At 50.9% G+C, this 17374-nt stretch carries 11 protein-coding genes; 6 read left to right on the plus strand and 5 right to left on the minus strand.

Annotated elements, in window-relative coordinates; all coding sequences use genetic code 11:
• Positions 1-73 precede the first annotated feature (73 nt).
• Positions 74-310: a hypothetical protein gene (locus EOE67_RS00925; protein WP_164852181.1), complete on the minus strand. Its 237-nt coding sequence runs from the start codon at positions 308-310 to the stop codon at positions 74-76.
• Between the two features lie 490 nt (positions 311-800).
• Positions 801-4703, minus strand: a complete 3903-nt coding sequence (purL, locus tag EOE67_RS00930; RefSeq protein ID WP_127697183.1) for a phosphoribosylformylglycinamidine synthase — start codon at positions 4701-4703, stop codon at positions 801-803.
• A gap of 165 nt (positions 4704-4868) precedes the next feature.
• On the opposite strand from purL, the gene mltF reads away from it, so the two are divergent.
• Complete coding sequence (gene mltF, locus EOE67_RS00935; RefSeq protein ID WP_240652662.1) at positions 4869-6386, plus strand: membrane-bound lytic murein transglycosylase MltF; 1518 nt, start codon at positions 4869-4871, stop codon at positions 6384-6386.
• Between the two features lie 120 nt (positions 6387-6506).
• Entirely contained in the window at positions 6507-6674 is a 168-nt protein-coding gene (locus tag EOE67_RS20485; RefSeq protein WP_164852182.1) for a hypothetical protein, read from the plus strand.
• A gap of 38 nt (positions 6675-6712) precedes the next feature.
• Here the strand turns inward: EOE67_RS20485 and tadA are convergent, their stop codons facing one another.
• Positions 6713-7291 (minus strand): tRNA adenosine(34) deaminase TadA, encoded by a 579-nt coding sequence (tadA, locus tag EOE67_RS00940; protein ID WP_127697185.1) that lies wholly within the window; start codon positions 7289-7291, stop codon positions 6713-6715.
• A 187-nt stretch (positions 7292-7478) separates the two neighbouring features.
• Here tadA and EOE67_RS00945 point away from each other — a divergent pair, with 187 nt between their 5' ends.
• Positions 7479-7697 (plus strand): coiled-coil domain-containing protein, encoded by a 219-nt coding sequence (locus EOE67_RS00945; RefSeq protein WP_068067446.1) that lies wholly within the window; start codon positions 7479-7481, stop codon positions 7695-7697.
• 96 nt (positions 7698-7793) lie between these two features.
• Here EOE67_RS00945 and guaA read toward each other — a convergent pair whose 3' ends face one another.
• The gene (gene guaA / locus EOE67_RS00950) at positions 7794-9371 is read right to left on the minus strand and encodes a glutamine-hydrolyzing GMP synthase (RefSeq protein ID WP_127697186.1); all 1578 of its coding nucleotides are present in this window, start codon (positions 9369-9371) and stop codon (positions 7794-7796) included.
• A gap of 77 nt (positions 9372-9448) precedes the next feature.
• Positions 9449-10918: an IMP dehydrogenase gene (gene guaB / locus EOE67_RS00955; protein ID WP_127697187.1), complete on the minus strand. Its 1470-nt coding sequence runs from the start codon at positions 10916-10918 to the stop codon at positions 9449-9451.
• Between the two features lie 145 nt (positions 10919-11063).
• Here guaB and xseA point away from each other — a divergent pair, with 145 nt between their 5' ends.
• The 3 genes from xseA (at position 11064) to EOE67_RS00970 (ending at position 17282) form a co-directional block, all read left to right on the plus strand.
• Entirely contained in the window at positions 11064-12404 is a 1341-nt protein-coding gene (gene xseA / locus EOE67_RS00960) for an exodeoxyribonuclease VII large subunit (protein WP_127697188.1), read from the plus strand.
• Positions 12405-12556: 152 nt separating this feature from the next.
• Entirely contained in the window at positions 12557-15112 is a 2556-nt protein-coding gene (locus EOE67_RS00965; protein ID WP_127697189.1) for a serine hydrolase, read from the plus strand.
• A 34-nt stretch (positions 15113-15146) separates the two neighbouring features.
• A complete protein-coding gene (locus EOE67_RS00970) occupies positions 15147-17282 on the plus strand; it encodes a TonB-dependent receptor (RefSeq protein ID WP_127697190.1) in 2136 nt (711 codons plus the stop codon).
• Positions 17283-17374 lie beyond the last annotated feature (92 nt).

Here is a 17374-nt window from a genome sequence, read left to right on the forward strand (position 1 = left end):
CTACACTCAATTGATCTTCCTGACAAAAAGCAAGAGGAAACCCTCTTGCTTTCACAACGTCATTCAGCAGCTATTATGGGATCATGCAGCAAATGTTGGTCCAGCCGAACGGATCAGACGGACAACCCTGTTCATTTGCAGTCACAAGACCACCACCACCGCCGCCGCCACAACCTGCAGCAGGTGTACTTGGTGTGCAACAGCCACAAGTACAGTTACCACCAGCAATTTGTGGGGTCAGATCATTAGGCAGCGCTTGGTTATCCAGAGACAGATTTACGAGTTGTGATTTTTTTAAGTTCAGTTTCATTATTTTTTTCCTGTTGTTCTCACCTGACAAACTCAGGTAAGCAACAGATATCAGCAACAAATTCCACATTCAATAAAGTTGATTATTTATCACAACATTATCAAGAAAATATCAAATTACGCAACAACACCCTTTAGATAAATATTAATTAAGTTGTTATTTAACAATTACTTGCAGAAATATCAGCCTAATGGACATTTAACATGTTGCAAAGCCATGCACCAGCAAATCAGTCCGATCCGGATACCGCACTTTGCGACAGCTACGCTGCTGCCCGAAAAAATTGCCAGAGCGCCCCGCTCGCACCACACAGACACATCGTTCATACAATCAACAGAAATACCGTTATCGATATCCCGTAATCCGCAGGCAGGTGATGCGATAAATGTTGAAGAGGGTGTTCAACCTAAAGATACAGATAAAGTCACAAACCAGAATTTCACCGACAAAAAAGCCTGCACAAGGCAGGCTTTTTCCGAAATTCTTAGAATTAACCTAAGAAAATCCGACCGTTGCGGAACATCCGCATCCACGGGCTATCTTCTTGCCACTCGTCCGGATGCCAGCTGTTGCTGACTGCACGGAATACCCGCTCCGGGTGCGGCATCATAATCGTCACACGACCATCGGTGGTGGTCAGTGCAGTAATACCGTTTGGCGAACCGTTCGGGTTGTTTGGATATTGCTGCGTCACCTGACCGTGGTTATCAACAAAGCGCAGTGCGATGGTGCCGCTTTGCTCAGCTGCCGCTAAAGCTGCCGCATTGGCAAATTCAGCATGACCTTCACCGTGCGAAACCGCGATTGGCATTTGTGAACCAGCCATGCCAGCCATCAGTACCGACGGGCTTTGCTGCACTTGCACCAGGCTAAACCGTGCTTCAAAACGGTCTGACTTATTGCGCACAAACCGTGGCCATAACTCCGCACCCGGGATCAGCGACTTCAGGTTCGATACCATCTGACAACCGTTACAAACGCCCAGCGTGAATGTGCTGTCGCGTTCAAAGAACCGGGCAAATTCGCTACGCGCTTTGTCGTTAAACAAAATCGACTTGGCCCAACCTTCACCGGCGCCTAATACGTCACCGTAAGAGAAACCGCCACAAGCGACTAAGCCGTTAAATTCTTCCAGGCCACGACGACCGGACAGAATATCTGACATATGCACGTCAACCGCGGTAAAACCAGCGCGGTTAAAGGCAGCTGCCATCTCGACATGCGAGTTGACGCCTTGTTCACGCAGCACGGCAATCCGTGGTTTGACGCCTTTGAGGATATAAGGCGCTGCTACATCTTCATTTAAATCAAAGCTTAACTTAACGTTGAGGCCTGGATCGGTTTTATCCGACTTAGCTTCAAACTCTTGCTTGGCGCAATCCGGGTTATCCCGCAGCGCCTGCATTTGATAAGTGGTTTCAGCCCAAATACTACGCAGACGCGTGCGTGAATCGCTGAAGATCACCTTGCCTGCACGGCGTACTGTCAGCTCGTCGCTGTTGTTTACCGCGCCTAACAGATGGCTGTTGGCTGCCAGGTTAAAATCAGCAAGCACTTGTTGCACATAACCAAGTTCTGAATCTGCCACCTGAATGACGGCACCCAGCTCTTCACTGAACAGCACGGTTAAGTCGTCTTGTGAAGCGTTGCCTAAAGCAGACACATCTACAGTCCAGCCCGCTTTACCAGCAAAAGCCATTTCCGCTAATGTCAGCAGCACACCACCGTCTGAGCGGTCATGGTAAGCCAGCAGTTTTTGCTCGTTGGTTAATGTCTGAATTGCATTAAAGAAGTTGATCAAAAGTTCTGGCGAGGCCAAATCCGGAGCTGACTGTCCAAGCTGTTTGTACACCTGCGCTAAACAAGAGGCACCTAAGCGGTTTTCACCCAGGCCCAAATCAATCAGTAATAACGACGAAGCGCCTTTATCGGTGCGAAGTTGTGGCGTGACGGTTTTACGCACATCTTCAACCCGGGCAAAAGCCGTGATCACTAACGACAATGGCGACGTCACCGCTTTTTCTTGACCGTTTTGCTGCCATTTGGTTTTCATCGACATCGAGTCTTTACCCACCGGAATCGTCACTTCCAAGGCTGGACATAACTCTTCACCAATGGCTTTGACCGCAGCGTATAAACCGGCGTCTTCACCCGGGTGACCGGCTGCTGACATCCAGTTGGCTGACAATTTAATCCGTTTTAATTCACCAATATCAGTGGCGGCGATGTTGGTGATGGCTTCCGCCACCGCCAAACGCGCTGAAGCAGCAAAGTCTAACAACGCAACCGGCGTACGTTCGCCCAATGACATGGCTTCGCCATGATAAGTATCAAGTGCAGCGGTGGTGACCGCACAGTTGGCCACCGGCACCTGCCATGGGCCGACCATTTGGTCGCGCGCTACCATACCGGTGACAGAACGGTCACCGATGCTGATTAAAAAGGTTTTTTCAGCGATAGTCGGTAAACGTAATAACCGTTCAGTCGCTTCAGTAACGCTAACACCGGCAAAATCTAACGCCTTACCAGCCGTTTGTTTCGACGCTACATCGCGGTGCATTTTTGGCGCTTTGCCAAGAAGGACCGACAACGGCAAGTCGATTGGCGTATTGCCAAAATGCTTATCCGACAGCGTTAAATGTTTCTCAGCAGTTGCTTCACCCACCACCGCATAAGGGGCACGTTCGCGTTTACAGATTTGCTCAAACACCGGCATTTTGTCAGCCGGAATCGCCATCACATAACGCTCTTGCGATTCGTTACACCAAATTTCCAGCGGCGACATGCCTGGCTCGTCGTTAGGGACGTTACGCAGTTCAAAGTTACCGCCCACACCACCGTCGTTCACCAGCTCAGGGAAGGCGTTGGATAAACCACCGGCACCGACGTCGTGAATAAACACGATTGGGTTGTCCGCGCCTAACTGCCAGCAGCGGTCAATCACTTCCTGACAACGGCGTTCAATTTCCGGATTTTCCCGTTGCACTGACGCAAAATCCAAGTCTTCCGCCGACTGGCCTGACGCCATTGACGAAGCTGCACCACCGCCCAAACCGATATTCATCGCCGGGCCGCCGAGCACCACTAATTTAGCGCCAACCGGTAAATCGCCTTTTTGCACATGTTCAGCGCGAATATTACCGAGGCCACCGGCCAGCATAATTGGCTTGTGGTAACCACGCACTTCGTCGCCGTTATGGCTTGGCACTTTTTCTTCATAGGTGCGGAAATAACCTAAGATATTCGGCCGGCCAAATTCATTGTTAAACGCCGCGCCGCCGAGTGGGCCGTCGATCATAATATCGAGCGCTGTCACAATCCGGTCTGGTTTACCAAAATCGGTTTCCCACGGCTGTTCAAAACCCGGAATGCGTAAGTTTGATACCGAGAAACCAACCAAACCCGCTTTTGGCTTAGAACCAACACCGGTGGCGCCTTCGTCACGAATTTCGCCGCCAGAGCCAGTCGCAGCGCCTGGGAATGGCGAAATCGCCGTTGGGTGGTTGTGAGTTTCCACTTTCATCAGCACATGAATATCTTCATGGTGATATTGGTATTCTTGAGTGTCTGGTTTTGGGAAAAACCGGCCGGCTTTGGAGCCTTCCATTACCGCAGCGTTGTCTTTGTAGGCTGACAACACATAATCCGGCGTGACTGCCATGGTGTTTTTAATCATTTTAAACAGCGATTTAGGCTGCTCTACGCCGTCGATGGTCCAATCGGCGTTAAAAATTTTGTGACGGCAATGCTCAGAGTTAGCCTGCGCGAACATATAAAGTTCGATGTCGTTTGGATTACGGCCTAAGGTGTTGAAATTGCTGACCAGATAGTCGATTTCATCATCGGCCAGCGCCAAACCTAAACGGATATTGGCTTCGACTAATGCTTCGCGGCCACCGGCTAAGATATCCACCGATGCTAACATCGCAGGTTCAGCTTTGCGGAATAAGGCCTGGGCTTGCGTGAGTTCAGTAAACACCGACTCCATCATCCGGTCATGCAACAGCGCCGCCACTTGTTGCTGCTCAGCTGCCGTTAATGCCCGGCTGGTATCAACGTAATAAGCTAAACCACGCTCTAAGCGTTTTACCTGAGTTAAACCGCAATTATGCGCAATATCAGTGGCTTTGGATGACCATGGCGAAATGGTGCCTGGGCGTGGCGTAACCAACAGCAAAGTACCGCTGGGTTGATGACTGGTGATGGTGGGTCCGTAGGTCAGCAATTTATCGAGCACGTTTTGCTGCTCTGCGCTTAAGTCAGCGGTCAGATCGGCAAAATGGACAAACTCGGCATACAAACTGGTGACAGGCAACGCCGCTTTGGCGCATTGATCAATGAACTTTTGAATTCTGAACTCGGACAGTGCTGGTGCACCACGCAGGATCAACATAGGCTTTTTTTCCCGTGGGTTGAACGTCGATGGAACCTCAAATCAGGCGCCGCATTATATAGAAGATCGCGTCTAAAGGGTATGAGTAAAAACTGACTGCTGCCCGGAATTTTGGTATAACAGGCGCCTGAAATTTAGGAAGAGTGTAGGTTGATGCGGTTTTTGATGTTGATTTTAATGCTGACTTCAGTGCTGGTGGCTTGTACACCGGCGCCTGAACCTATGCATTTACATCAAATCTATCAACGGGATAGCATTCGTGTTGGTATCCTCAACGGCCCCACCAGTTACTACGTTGCCGCCGACGGCCCCACCGGTTATGAGTACGAATTAGCGGTCGCTTTAGCCGACCGACTGGGGGTGAAATTAGATCTGGTACCGAGTTTTCACCTCGAAGAATTGTTACAAAAACTCAATTCCGGCCAGGTCGACGTGATCGCAGCCGGTTCCACTGTATCGCAAAGTCTGCGTCAGCAATATCGGCTGGCACCGGCTTATCAACTCAGCGACGAAGTGTTGGTGTTTAAACAAAGCAGCAAAAAGCCAAAAAGTCTGGCCGAACTGACCGAACCGGTGGTGGTGATCCAGGGATCGAGCCAAGCCGAAACGTTACTGGCGAAAAAAGCAGAATTTCCGGATCTGACGATCAGTCTGAACAGCACCGATGATGCGACCGAACTGCTGCAACAGGTGGCCGAAGGCAAAATCAGTTACACCGTGGCCGATTCCCACGTACTGGCGATTAATCAGCGGTTTTACCCGGACCTTGGGGTGGCGTTGGTGCTGAAAAGCAAACAACCAGTCGCCTGGTTATTGCCGAAAAATAATGACGATTCTTTGTTTAGCGTGATGGTTGAGTTTTTTGGGCGCAGTTATGAAGGCGCCGAATTGCTGACGCTGGAAGACAAATATTTTGGCCATGTCCGCAAATTTAACTACGCCGACACGCTGGATTATATCGAAGCGATTGACCGGCAACTACCGCGCTATCGGGCGCTGTTCGAACAACATGCCGGTAGCCACGACTGGCGGTTTTTAGCGGCTATCGCCTATCAGGAATCACGGTGGGATCCCAAAGCCCGCAGCCCCCAAGGCGTGGTTGGGATGATGATGTTAACGGTGCCAACGGCGACTTTAATGAAAGTCACCAGCCGGGTTGATGCGGCACAAAGTATTCGTGGTGGGAGCCGGTATTTACAAAGATTGCTGGACCGTATTCCAGAGCGGGTCAACATGCCGGACCGGCTGTGGTTTGCGCTCGCGGCCTACAACATCGGCTACAACCATGTCGACAGCGCGCGACGGCTGACGGAAAAAGATGGCGCCGATCCGGACAAATGGGCAGAAGTAAAACAGCGCTTGCCGTTACTGAAACAACGCAAATACTACAGCCAGACTCGCACCGGTTATGCCCGCGGCGACCATGCGGTGTACTATGTGGAAAACATTCGCCGTTATTACGATACGTTGCTGTGGGTTGATGAGAAAAAGCAATCAGAGCTGAAAATTCAGCAACAGAAACAGAAACTTGCGGAAGAGTATGCGGATTCGCCTGTCAATCCGGCTGCTGCGAAGCAATTACCTGCCAAAACGCCGGTCAAAGTATCGGGCAAAACACAGGTAAAAAAAATCAGCAGCCGATGCCAAAACCAATCAGCTGCAGGCACCTGCAAAAACCAGTAACAACCAGTAACAACAAGCAGCCGTCAAGCCATCTTGAGTATGCCAACATAGCTGGTTATAGTGAAAATAATTGCTGCAGCTCGGTCAAGAGTTGCAATTAGCGAACACAGGACAACACTCATGCTTAGACGGAAAAAACCAAAGATGCTGCGCAAGCGTCGAATTATGGATGTCAGCGCCGTGCGGCGCCGGGTCAAACGTAGCCTGGCGGTGATGAAATTACATCGTCGGCAACGGAATTATCAGACCATCACCCAACATCAACACCAGTCAGAAATGCTGACCTGATCCGTCATCGTCGGCATCAGTCTGACGATGGACGAACCTTATTTACCTGCTGTTTGCGATTTCAACAACGCCGCTTGTTCCTTCTGCTGCTTATGCTGTTGCCGGCGCTTGCGGAAAAATTCTGATAGTTTTGCGCCACACTCATCCGCCAGCACACCAGCGGTCACTTGCAACTGGTGATTAAGCACCGGATGTTGCACCAGATCCATCACCGAACCGACAGCCCCGGTTTTAGCGTCATAAGCCCCAAATACCAAGCGTCTAATCCGACTATGCACCAGCAAACCGGCACACATCGCACAAGGCTCCAGGGTCACGTACAAGGTGGTATCGAGTAAGCGGTAATTCTGTAGCTGCTTGGCGCCTTGTCGCACTGCCAGCATTTCAGCATGCGCCGATGGGTCATGCTGACAAATCGACATATTCCAGCCTTCGCCAATAACCTGATCATCTTTGACCAACACTGCGCCGACCGGAATTTCTCCTGCTTGCTCGGCTTTATCGGCCAACATCAGCGCGTGGCGCATCCAGCGTTCGTCGGAATGTTGCTGACTGTCAGTGTCGCTCTTAGCAGCGCCCCCGATGTCATTGACAGTTGGCGGTCTAATTTCATCCATCTCATGGTGCTCAACAGCGAAGTAATGAGGGAATTTTACCATTGTCGACTGGTAAAATTGACTACTATCTGGTGCAACAGAAAATACCTTGCAACATAAAATATGTAAGCCACTGTTTTTATATAACTATTACTTTGGTATAACAATTGCTGTCGTCAGTTATCAATCAGAGAAGAAGGAAATAATCATGGGTGTTTTTGATGTAGGATTTGTCGCTGTGGTATTGGCTTTTGCATATGCTTTTTACGAGCAACATACCAAAACCAAAGTGAAGTTACATAGCGGCAGCGCAGCCAACGATACGTTACAACAAGAAATTACCGAGCTGAAAAAGCGGGTTGCCACTTTAGAAGCCATTGTCACCGACAAGTCTTATACCCTGAAGCAACAGATTGACCAGTTATAAATTGCTCTCGATGCGCTTTTAGAAGTGACTACAATATCGAAGATGTTCAGAGATAAAAAAGGCGCCGCAGCGCCTTTTTTGTTATTGATTAAATGGCTATTCCCACTCAATCGTCGCTGGTGGTTTGCCGGAAACGTCATACACCACGCGTGAAATACCGTTCACTTCGTTGATGATGCGATTCGACACATGGCCCAGCAGCTCGTACGGCAGGTGCGCCCAATGTGCGGTCATAAAGTCGACGGTTTGTACCGCACGCAGCGACACCACCCAGTCGTATTTGCGGCCATCACCCATCACGCCAACTGATTTTACCGGCAGGAATACGGTGAAAGCCTGACTGACTTGCTCGTACCAGCCGGATTTATGCAGCTCTTCAATAAAGATGGCATCGGCTTTGCGCAGTAAATCGCAGTATTCTTTTTTCACTTCGCCCAGTACCCGCACGCCTAAACCAGGGCCTGGGAACGGGTGACGGTACAGCATGTCGTACGGCAGACCGAGTGCCAGACCGACTTTGCGCACTTCGTCTTTAAACAGTTCACGCAGCGGTTCAACCAGACCCATTTTCATTTCTGCCGGCAAGCCGCCAACATTATGGTGCGACTTAATTACATGGGCTTTACCGGTTTTCGAAGCAGCAGATTCAATCACGTCCGGATAAATAGTGCCTTGCGCTAACCATTTGGCGTTGCTGAGTTTTTTCGCTTCTTCATCAAACACTTCCACAAAGACCCGGCCAATGATTTTACGTTTGGCTTCTGGTTCAGCTTCGGTCGCTAGCGCATTCAGGAAACGATCTTCAGCTTTGACATGAATAATGTTCAGACCAAAATGGTCACCAAACATATCCATCACTTGCTGGCCTTCGTTTAAGCGTAATAAACCGTTATCGACAAACACGCAGGTCAGATTTTTGCCGATAGCGCGATGCAGCAGCATCGCCACGACTGACGAATCAACACCACCGGACAGACCTAAAATCACCTGATCGTCGCCAACCTGGCGTTTGATATTGGCAATTGACTCTTCAATGATGGTGGCTGGCGTCCACAGTTTTTCACAACCGCAGATATCAACAATAAATTGTTCCAGCATCCGCAGGCCCTGACGGGTATGCGTCACTTCCGGGTGGAACTGCACGCCGTAAAATTGCTTGGCTTCGTTCGCCATCGCGGCATGTGGGCACGTTGGCGTTTGCGCTGTCGTGACAAAACCAGCCGGAATTTCTACCACTTTATCGCCGTGGCTCATCCAGACATCCAGTAAACCGTGGCCTTTGTCATTCAGATGATCTTCAATACCGGCAAACATCGGGTTGTTGGCGATAATTTCGACCTGCGCATAACCAAATTCACGTTTGTCCGAAGAAGCAACTTTACCGCCCAGCTGTTCAGCCATGGTCTGCATACCGTAGCAGACGCCTAACACCGGCACGTTGGCTTCAAATACATATTGCGGCGCACGTGGCGAACCAGCTTCAGTCACACTTTCCGGGCCACCGGATAAAATAATACCGGTTGGGTTAAATTCAGCGATTTGCTCGGCAGTGACATCCCAGGCCCAGAGTTCACAATAAACGCCGATTTCGCGGACACGACGCGCGATTAACTGGGTATATTGCGAACCGAAGTCGAGGATCAGAATACGGTGGAAATGGATATTTTTGCTCATATCAACCTTGTGTCGGTAGCGGGTCGGCAAGCGCCGACCGGAAAAACAACGCCGGCATGGCTGCCGGCGCTTTTAACTTAGCCAATACGGTAGTTTGGCGCTTCTTTGGTGATCTGGACGTCGTGGACGTGGGACTCGCCCATACCCGCTGACGTCACTTTGACAAACACTGGCTTGGTGCGCAGGATGTCAATGGTCTCACAACCGGTCAGACCCATCGATGAGCGTAAACCGCCCATTTGCTGGTGAATGATGTTTTCAATCGGGCCTTTGTACGCAACCCGGCCTTCAATGCCTTCCGGTACCAGTTTTTCCGCGTTGTTGCTGCCCTGGAAATAACGGTCTGATGAGCCGTTACGCTGCGCCATGGCGCCTAACGAACCCATACCGCGGTAAGATTTGTAATAACGGCCCTGATACAGTTCGACTTCACCCGGCGCTTCTTCAGTACCGGCGAACATTGAACCGACCATCACGCAATGTGCGCCGGCGACTAAGGCTTTGGACACATCGCCTGAGAAGCGGATGCCGCCATCGGCGATAATACAAACGTCGGTGCCTTTGATACCTTCAACCGCATCCGCGATCGCAGTGATTTGTGGCACACCACAACCGGTGACAATCCGCGTGGTACAGATAGAACCTGGACCAATACCAACTTTCACTGCGTTGGCACCCGCATCCGCCAGCGCTTTAGCGCCTTCGGCAGTTGCAACGTTACCAGCAACAATTTGTAAATCTGGGTACATAACACGGGTTTGTTTCACCCGGTCGATTACGCCTTGCGAGTGACCATGTGACGTATCAATCAGCAGGATATCAACACCGGCTTCAACTAACGCCGCAATCCGCTCGTCAGTGCCAGGACCTACCCCAACCGCAGCGCCTACACGTAACCGACCAAATTCGTCTTTACAGGCATTTGGTTTGCTGGCGGCTTTGTAATAATCGCGAACGGTAATTAAACCTTTCAGTTTAAAGTCGTTATCCACCACTAAGGCTTTTTCGATGCGGTGTTTATGCATCAGGTTTAATGCGTCCTGGCGTGGTGAATCTTCATGCACAGTGACTAAACGCTCGCGCGGCGTCATCACCGAAGAAATCGCTGCTTGTGGGTTGGTTTCAACGTTTAAGTCACGACCAGTGACGATACCAACTAAGTTGTTGTCAGCGTCGACCACCGGGAAACCGGAGAAACCATGTTGGGCAGACAGTTGTTGTACGTCGCGAACTGTTTGTTCCGGACGCACTGTGACCGGATCACGCACCACACCACTTTCGTATTTTTTCACTTTACGAACGTTGGCAGCTTGTTCTTCGATGGTCATGTTTTTGTGGATAAAACCCAGACCGCCTTCTTGTGCTAAGGCAATAGCAAGGCGTGCTTCGGTCACTGTATCCATCGAGGCTGACACCATCGGGATATTCAGAGTGATTTTGCTGGTCAGTTGAGTCCGCAGATCTGCGGTGTGGGGTAACACTGTGGAGTGCGCTGGGACAAGTAACACGTCGTCAAATGTGAGCGCTTCTTTCACGATCCTGAGCATTGCAACAATCTCGCTGTGTGGATTAAAAATCTGGGAATGTTGCGGCGCTATTTTAGGCGCTTTTGCCGTCCGTCACAACGCATTTTTTAGTTTTGTGGTAGATTAGCCACAGGATCACCTATTCACACACCGCAAAACTGACCTTATGCAACAAGCCGATATCTATACCGTTTCCCGTTTAAACTCTGAAGTTCGTCTGACCTTAGAGCTACAATTCCGCCAGTTATGGCTGGTCGGTGAGGTATCGAATTTTGTCGCGGCCAGTTCGGGCCACTGGTATTTTTCTTTGAAAGATCAAGCGGCTCAGGTCAAAGTGGCGATGTTTAAAACCAGCAATCGCAACGCAGTTTTTACCCCGCGCAATGGCCAGCAAGTGATGGTACGGGCGCGCATTAGCGTGTACGAACCGCGGGGTGAATATCAGTTATTAGCCGATTTTATTGAACCAGCCGGTGATGGTTTATTGCGCCAGCAATATGAGCAACTCAAAGCAAAATTGGCCGCTGAAGGCTTGTTTGCGCCGGAGCGGAAAAAGCCGTTGCCGCTGAATCCGCGGAAAATTGGTGTGATCACGTCTCCCACCGGTGCTGCCATCCGCGATATTTTAACCGTATTGCAACGCCGGGCGCCGGGCATCGAAGTCATTATTTACCCATCTTTGGTGCAAGGCGTGCCGGCCGCCAGCGATTTAACCGCAGCGTTGCAGTTGGCGATCCGTCGCAATGAATGTGATGTGTTGATTATCGGTCGTGGTGGTGGTTCATTAGAAGACATGTGGTGCTTTAACGATGAAACCCTGGCGCGCACTATCGCGTTTTGCCCGATCCCAATTGTCAGCGCGGTCGGCCATGAAATTGACTTTTCGATTAGCGATTTTGTCGCCGATGTGCGTGCAGCCACGCCTTCTGCTGCAGCCGAATTAGTATCGCCGGATCAACAACATCAATTAGCGCAGCTACTACAACTGAAACAACGCCTGGCGCAAAGCATGCGCCAACGCTTAGGTTTTGCCGCGCAGCAGTTTTTACATCAGCACAGCAAATTACAGTTATTGCATCCGGCCAGAAGGTTACAGCAACAACAGCAACGACTGGATGAGCTGCAAATCCGGCTGACTCAGGCGATGCAACAAGGGTTAGCGCGCAAAACGCAGCAGCTGCAACTCCAGCAAAAATCGTTGGCGCTGGTATCCCCACAACAACGCTTACAACGCCAGCAACTGCAATTGCAGCAGTTACAACACAAACTGCAACAGGCGATGGCAGGCCAGCAACAAAGGCAGTTGCAGCGGTGGCAGCGGTTATCCGGCCAGCTGCATATCGTCAGTCCGCTCGCGACCTTACAACGGGGTTACAGTATTGTGTTTGCTGAAGATGGCGCGGTGATTAAAGATCAGCAGCAAGTTGCTGCCGGTCGCAAGGTGCAGGTTCGTCTTGCCAATGGTGGTTTTATTGCCACTGTGACTCAGCTTAAAAGCCCGGATTAGCCGGCGAATGTAACTGACCATAGCCAGCCGCGGCAGCTTGTATACAGTTGCCGCGAACATCCTTACAGACACTTACAGATCCGGTTCAAACTCACAACAGTCCGCCTGCTTACCTTTGGTTAACCTTTACCTCACTTAAAAGGAGGTTAATCATGCGAAATATCAATACCCCAAAACCATACAAGCTTGCGCTCGCTGCCGGACTCATCAGCGCTGTTTTACTCAGTGGCTGTGGTGATGACAAAAAAACCGAAACAAAGGATTTAACCGGCGTCTGGCAAAAAGCCGGCTATGGCGAAGTCTGGCAGATTAGCCCGACCAACATCGTCAGTTATTATCACAACAAAATGGGTTGTGTAAAAAATACCGAGTATCCAACCCAAAGCAGCCAAAAACTGCTGACGTTATTAAAACTCGATGCAACTGGCGACCAGTTCAGCATGCCAGAGGATGGTGGTTATATTGGTCGCTGGAGCCGGATCAAACAGTTGTCGGAAGCGTGCCAGAAACCGCTGAATGGTGAACAAAGCGCCAGCATTAATTTTGAGTTTTTCTGGCAGGACGTGCAGCAATATTATGCATTTTTACCAGAGCGCAAACTCGATTGGCAGCAGATCTATCAACACTATCAGCCGTTGTTTGCCACGGCGACACCGATCCAGGAACAACAATATTACCGGCAGATCATCCGCCAATTTAACGATGCCCATGTCGATTTATCAATCGGTGAGGATTTTTACGTCTCCGGCGTCGCGACTAAAGGTTTCCTGGTCGACATTGCGGCGCAAACTGAAGATCCAGAGCAAGCCGCTGAGCTGGAAACACAAATTCAGCAAAGCATTGAACAGCAAATCGACAGTCAGTTACTTGAACCAGGGTTACAACAACCACTGCAGACTGAACATATCAGCTATGGCCTGCTGCCGGGCAATATCGGTTATGTGCGGTTTAATCAGGTGAGTCTGCTGTCCGGGACCTCAGTTGACAACAATCTTGATTATTTGTTGCGTTTCAAGGCAGAGCTGAAATTGGCGGATACCGCCATGCAGGAAATAAAACAGAAATTAGCGGGCACCCAAGCGATGGTGCTCGACCTGCGTTTTAACTACGGCGGTGATGATCAGCTGGCTTTTGCACTGGTCAGTCATTTTAACCAGCAAAGCCGGGTCATTGGCAGCAAAGGCTTGCGTACGGGCACTTTAGAGTCGCTGACGCTGCCAGCAGCAGCCAATCCTTATCTGCAACCTTTGCTGGTCCTTACCGGCGGCATGACCGTCAGCGCAGGCGAAGTGATGGCGCTGGCGCTGCAAAGTTTGCCGCAAGCGACCTTGATCGGAGAGCCAACCCAAGGCTCCTTTTCCAATGCACTGGAACGTTCTTTGCCCAATGGCGGTCGCTATCGGCTGAGCAATGAACTCTATCTGGGCCCACAAAAGAAACTGCTGGAAGTGCAAGGTATTCTGCCAGACGTCAGCGCTGCCGCTTATGTCAGCCTCGATCAGCCGCTGGGCAGCGTGACCGCATTAGATGTGGCCTTGCAACAGATCAATGCCGCACCATTGCAAAGCCCCGACCAAGCCAGCGTGCAACAGAGCATCCGGCATTTCCGCCAGCAATTTAATCAGCCAGGCCTCGCTGCAGCGCTCGTTCGCAATGGCAAAGTGGTACACAGTTTCGCTGCTGGCATGGCCAATGTTGAGCAGCAGATACCGATGACAGCTGATACCCCGATCCTCACGGCATCGATCAGTAAAACCATGCTTGGCACTGCAATGGGTCTGCTGAATATTGATCCAGCAAAGCCGGTTGCTACTTTACCAATGCGCATCGACTGGCCGGTCGCCCGCGCTAAACCGCTGTCGTGGCGCGAATTGGCGCAGCATCAGTCCGGTATTCTGGACCATTCCCAAACGCTGATTTGTGCCATTTACCTGCAAGCTGACGGCAGCAGCCTGTTTAACTTATTGGCTTCTGATCAGCCACCTTGCACCACACCGCAACGTGATCACCAGTTATTCCTGACCGATTATTTGCAGCAATCCGGCGCGCTTTATCAGCCGGAAAACTTCGGCACGCCAGGTGAACCCCATTACAGCAACGTCGGCGCGGAACTGGCCAGTCTGGCGCTGGAGCAGCAGCTTGGCGAACCTTTTGCCAGTTGGTCAACGCGGGAAATTTTCGCACCATTGCAGCTGAAAAATACCAGTTGGCCAGCGCTGGATACCAGCGGCCTGGCGACGACCACCGAGCTGGCACCAGCACAGCTATACATCCCGGCCGGCGATGAGTTACTGCCATTGCCACGCTACAGTTCATCCGATTTTTACGCCGGTTCTTTGCATAGCTCGGCGCATGATTTAGCGCGTTACCTGGCCGCCATCGCCAGCAAAACCCCGCAATATCCGCTGCCTGGTTTTACTGCCGCGAAACAACAAACCGTGCTTGGGCTTAATGTTCCCCGCGTGCCTGGTGCGGAATTTCCGGGCTTGTTCTGGCATAAATCCGGCGATTTTGTTGGTCACACCGGGCTTTTTGTCGGCGCCAACAGCCTGATGTATTACAACTCCGCCACCGAAACCGGACTGGTGCTGCTGCTTAATAGCGATGGTCAGTATTGGTTAGCGCCGGATCCGGCAAAAACCCAAGCTTATGAAATCGCTTTGTATCAGTTGGCCGGGCAACTTTACCGCCATGCGTTAGCGCTTTAACCCAGCCACTCACCTTTTACCACAGGATTTTTGTATGCAAACTCAATGTTTTTTCACCACCGGCGCGGCGTTACCGAAATCGTTCCGGTTGTCTTTGGTGGTAGCTTGTCTGGCGTTGTCGCAGCCGCTGCAAGCCGCAGCGAGTGCCGAAGAACCAACGATTGAACCCGCTCTTGAATCCAATATCGAGCGCCTCAGTGTGCAGGGCAAAAAACTTGATTCGGATACCGAACCGACCGCTGCCACGGTGCAGCTACTTTCGGTGGCGGGACTGCTCAACGATCCGCTATCAGCAGTGTTCAGTTTACCGGGTGTGGTGTATGCCGATGGCGATTATGGTGGCGCGCCAGCAGTGCGTGGCTCGTCACCGGGCGACAATGCGTTTTTAATTGACGGACTGCCGGCCGGCTACCTGTTCCATATTTTCGGCAACAGCATCCTCAATGAAAATTTGCTGCAGGATTTTCAGCTCCATCCGGCAGCTTTTGGCGCCGAATACGGCAATGCCACCGGCGGCGTGTTTGCCGCTAAGCTGCGCAATCCAAGGCAGCAGGATATCGGTGGTATTGCCGATCTAAGTTTTATGCAATCGGGTTTGCTCATCGAAGGCGCTGTCACCGAGACGCAGGCGTTTTATACGTCGTACCGGCAAAGCAATCTGCAGTATTTTTTCAAAAAAGGCGATGAGCTGGACGACGATGTCACCTTATACCAGCCGCCAACCAGCTCCGATTATCAGGCGCGCTATTTGTGGCAACCAAACGAGCAGCATCAATTCACGCTGACGGCAGCCGGTGCCCGTGATGAAGCGCGGGCGAATATCGCGAAAAACGCCGAACAAGGCAGAACAGATCCGGATACCATCGGCGATGCTTATATCCACACCCGTTTTGACAGTCAACTGGCGCAATATCAGTATCAGCTGCCGGGTGTTTATCAGCTGCAACTGAGTCTGCAGCAGCTTGACGATCAACAACAAACCGGTTTTGGTGCCGGTCAGTTTATCCGTTATCAAGACAAAACCCGCACCGTGCAGCTGCTGAACCAATGGCAATATCATCTCGATCACCAGCTGCACTTTGGCGTGGAAACCCAGCAGCGCCAGCTGGACTACCGATTTGATGTTGTCCCCTATTATTGCACCGATCATCAACCGGACTGCTTTGCGCAGCGCGGTGAGCGCATTCAGGATTTTGGCGACATCAACTATCGCAGCGATAGCGTTTTTGTCACCGAAAAATGGCAATTATCGCCGGCCTGGAACTGGCAATTAGGTGTTCGGCTGGAGCAACAGGACTATCAGCAACGCGTGTTGCCACAAGGAGAAAAACAACGGTTGGTGTTGCCGCGCAGTCAATTGAGTTTTGCCGCCACCGATCAGCTGGAATTACTGCTCAAAGCAGGTCGTTACAGCAGATTTGGTGATATCGACAGCGTGCTGCCGAAAACCGGTAATCCGGAATTATTGCAACCCAAGGCTGACCATCTGGCGTTTGGCGCCAATTATCAGCTGAATAATCACTGGTCACTGAGCGCTGAAACCTATCTGAAAAAACTCAGTCGCTTGCCGCTGGCATTAACTGAACAGGATGCCGATCAGGCAAAACACTATAGCAACGACACTTCTGGCAAGGCTTATGGCGTGGAATTGTTGTTACGCAAAACGCCAGAAAGTAAAACAGCGGGCGACTTTGACGGCTGGGCATCACTGAGCTGGTCTAAAGCAGATCGCACCGATGAGCGGCGGCAAATCACCACCGAGTATTATCTGGATACGCCGCTGATTGCCAATCTGGTGCTGAACTATCAACTTAGTGAGCGCTGGAAACTGGGCGGGCGGCTGACGGTGCGCTCCGGCGCCAAATACAGTGCGATTGTCGGCAGCAAACCCAACCCTTATAACCCAGGTTACCGGGTGGCTGTCTATGGTGAACACAATGCTGAAACACTACCGCTGTATCACCGGCTGGACTTACAGGCTGACTATGACAGCACGTTGTTTGGTTTACCGGCCACTTACAGCTATGCCATTTTAAATGTACTGAACCGGCGCAATATTTCCGGTTATTACCTGATGGCAGGCAAAGAGGATCAGGCGCAAAGTTATCAAATTCAAGCCGATGAAAATATTGGGATTTTTCCATCAATTGGCATCAAAGTGAAATTCTGAGTTGTTGTTGGTGTGGTCGCAAGTGGCAGCGAATGACACCAACAATATAAAAAATTACACTTTTTAAACATCTACTGCCGAGGCTTAACAGG

It is taken from the genome of Rheinheimera riviphila (assembly GCF_004005945.1).
Classification (GTDB): Bacteria; Pseudomonadota; Gammaproteobacteria; order Enterobacterales; family Alteromonadaceae; genus Pararheinheimera; species Pararheinheimera riviphila.

Bases quoted from the DNA above. Each gene is read 5' to 3' on its own strand.
- EOE67_RS00925 (WP_164852181.1), bottom strand. From the start codon at position 310: ATGAAACTGAACTTAAAAAAATCACAACTCGTAAATCTGTCTCTGGAT.
- purL (WP_127697183.1), bottom strand. From the start codon at position 4,703: ATGTTGATCCTGCGTGGTGCACCAGCACTGTCCGAGTTCAGAATTCAA.
- mltF (WP_240652662.1), top strand. From the start codon at position 4,869: ATGTTGATTTTAATGCTGACTTCAGTGCTGGTGGCTTGTACACCGGCG.
- EOE67_RS20485 (WP_164852182.1), top strand. From the start codon at position 6,507: ATGCTTAGACGGAAAAAACCAAAGATGCTGCGCAAGCGTCGAATTATG.
- tadA (WP_127697185.1), bottom strand. From the start codon at position 7,291: ATGGATGAAATTAGACCGCCAACTGTCAATGACATCGGGGGCGCTGCT.
- EOE67_RS00945 (WP_068067446.1), top strand. From the start codon at position 7,479: ATGGGTGTTTTTGATGTAGGATTTGTCGCTGTGGTATTGGCTTTTGCA.
- guaA (WP_127697186.1), bottom strand. From the start codon at position 9,371: ATGAGCAAAAATATCCATTTCCACCGTATTCTGATCCTCGACTTCGGT.
- guaB (WP_127697187.1), bottom strand. From the start codon at position 10,918: ATGCTCAGGATCGTGAAAGAAGCGCTCACATTTGACGACGTGTTACTT.
- xseA (WP_127697188.1), top strand. From the start codon at position 11,064: ATGCAACAAGCCGATATCTATACCGTTTCCCGTTTAAACTCTGAAGTT.
- EOE67_RS00965 (WP_127697189.1), top strand. From the start codon at position 12,557: ATGCGAAATATCAATACCCCAAAACCATACAAGCTTGCGCTCGCTGCC.
- EOE67_RS00970 (WP_127697190.1), top strand. From the start codon at position 15,147: ATGCAAACTCAATGTTTTTTCACCACCGGCGCGGCGTTACCGAAATCG.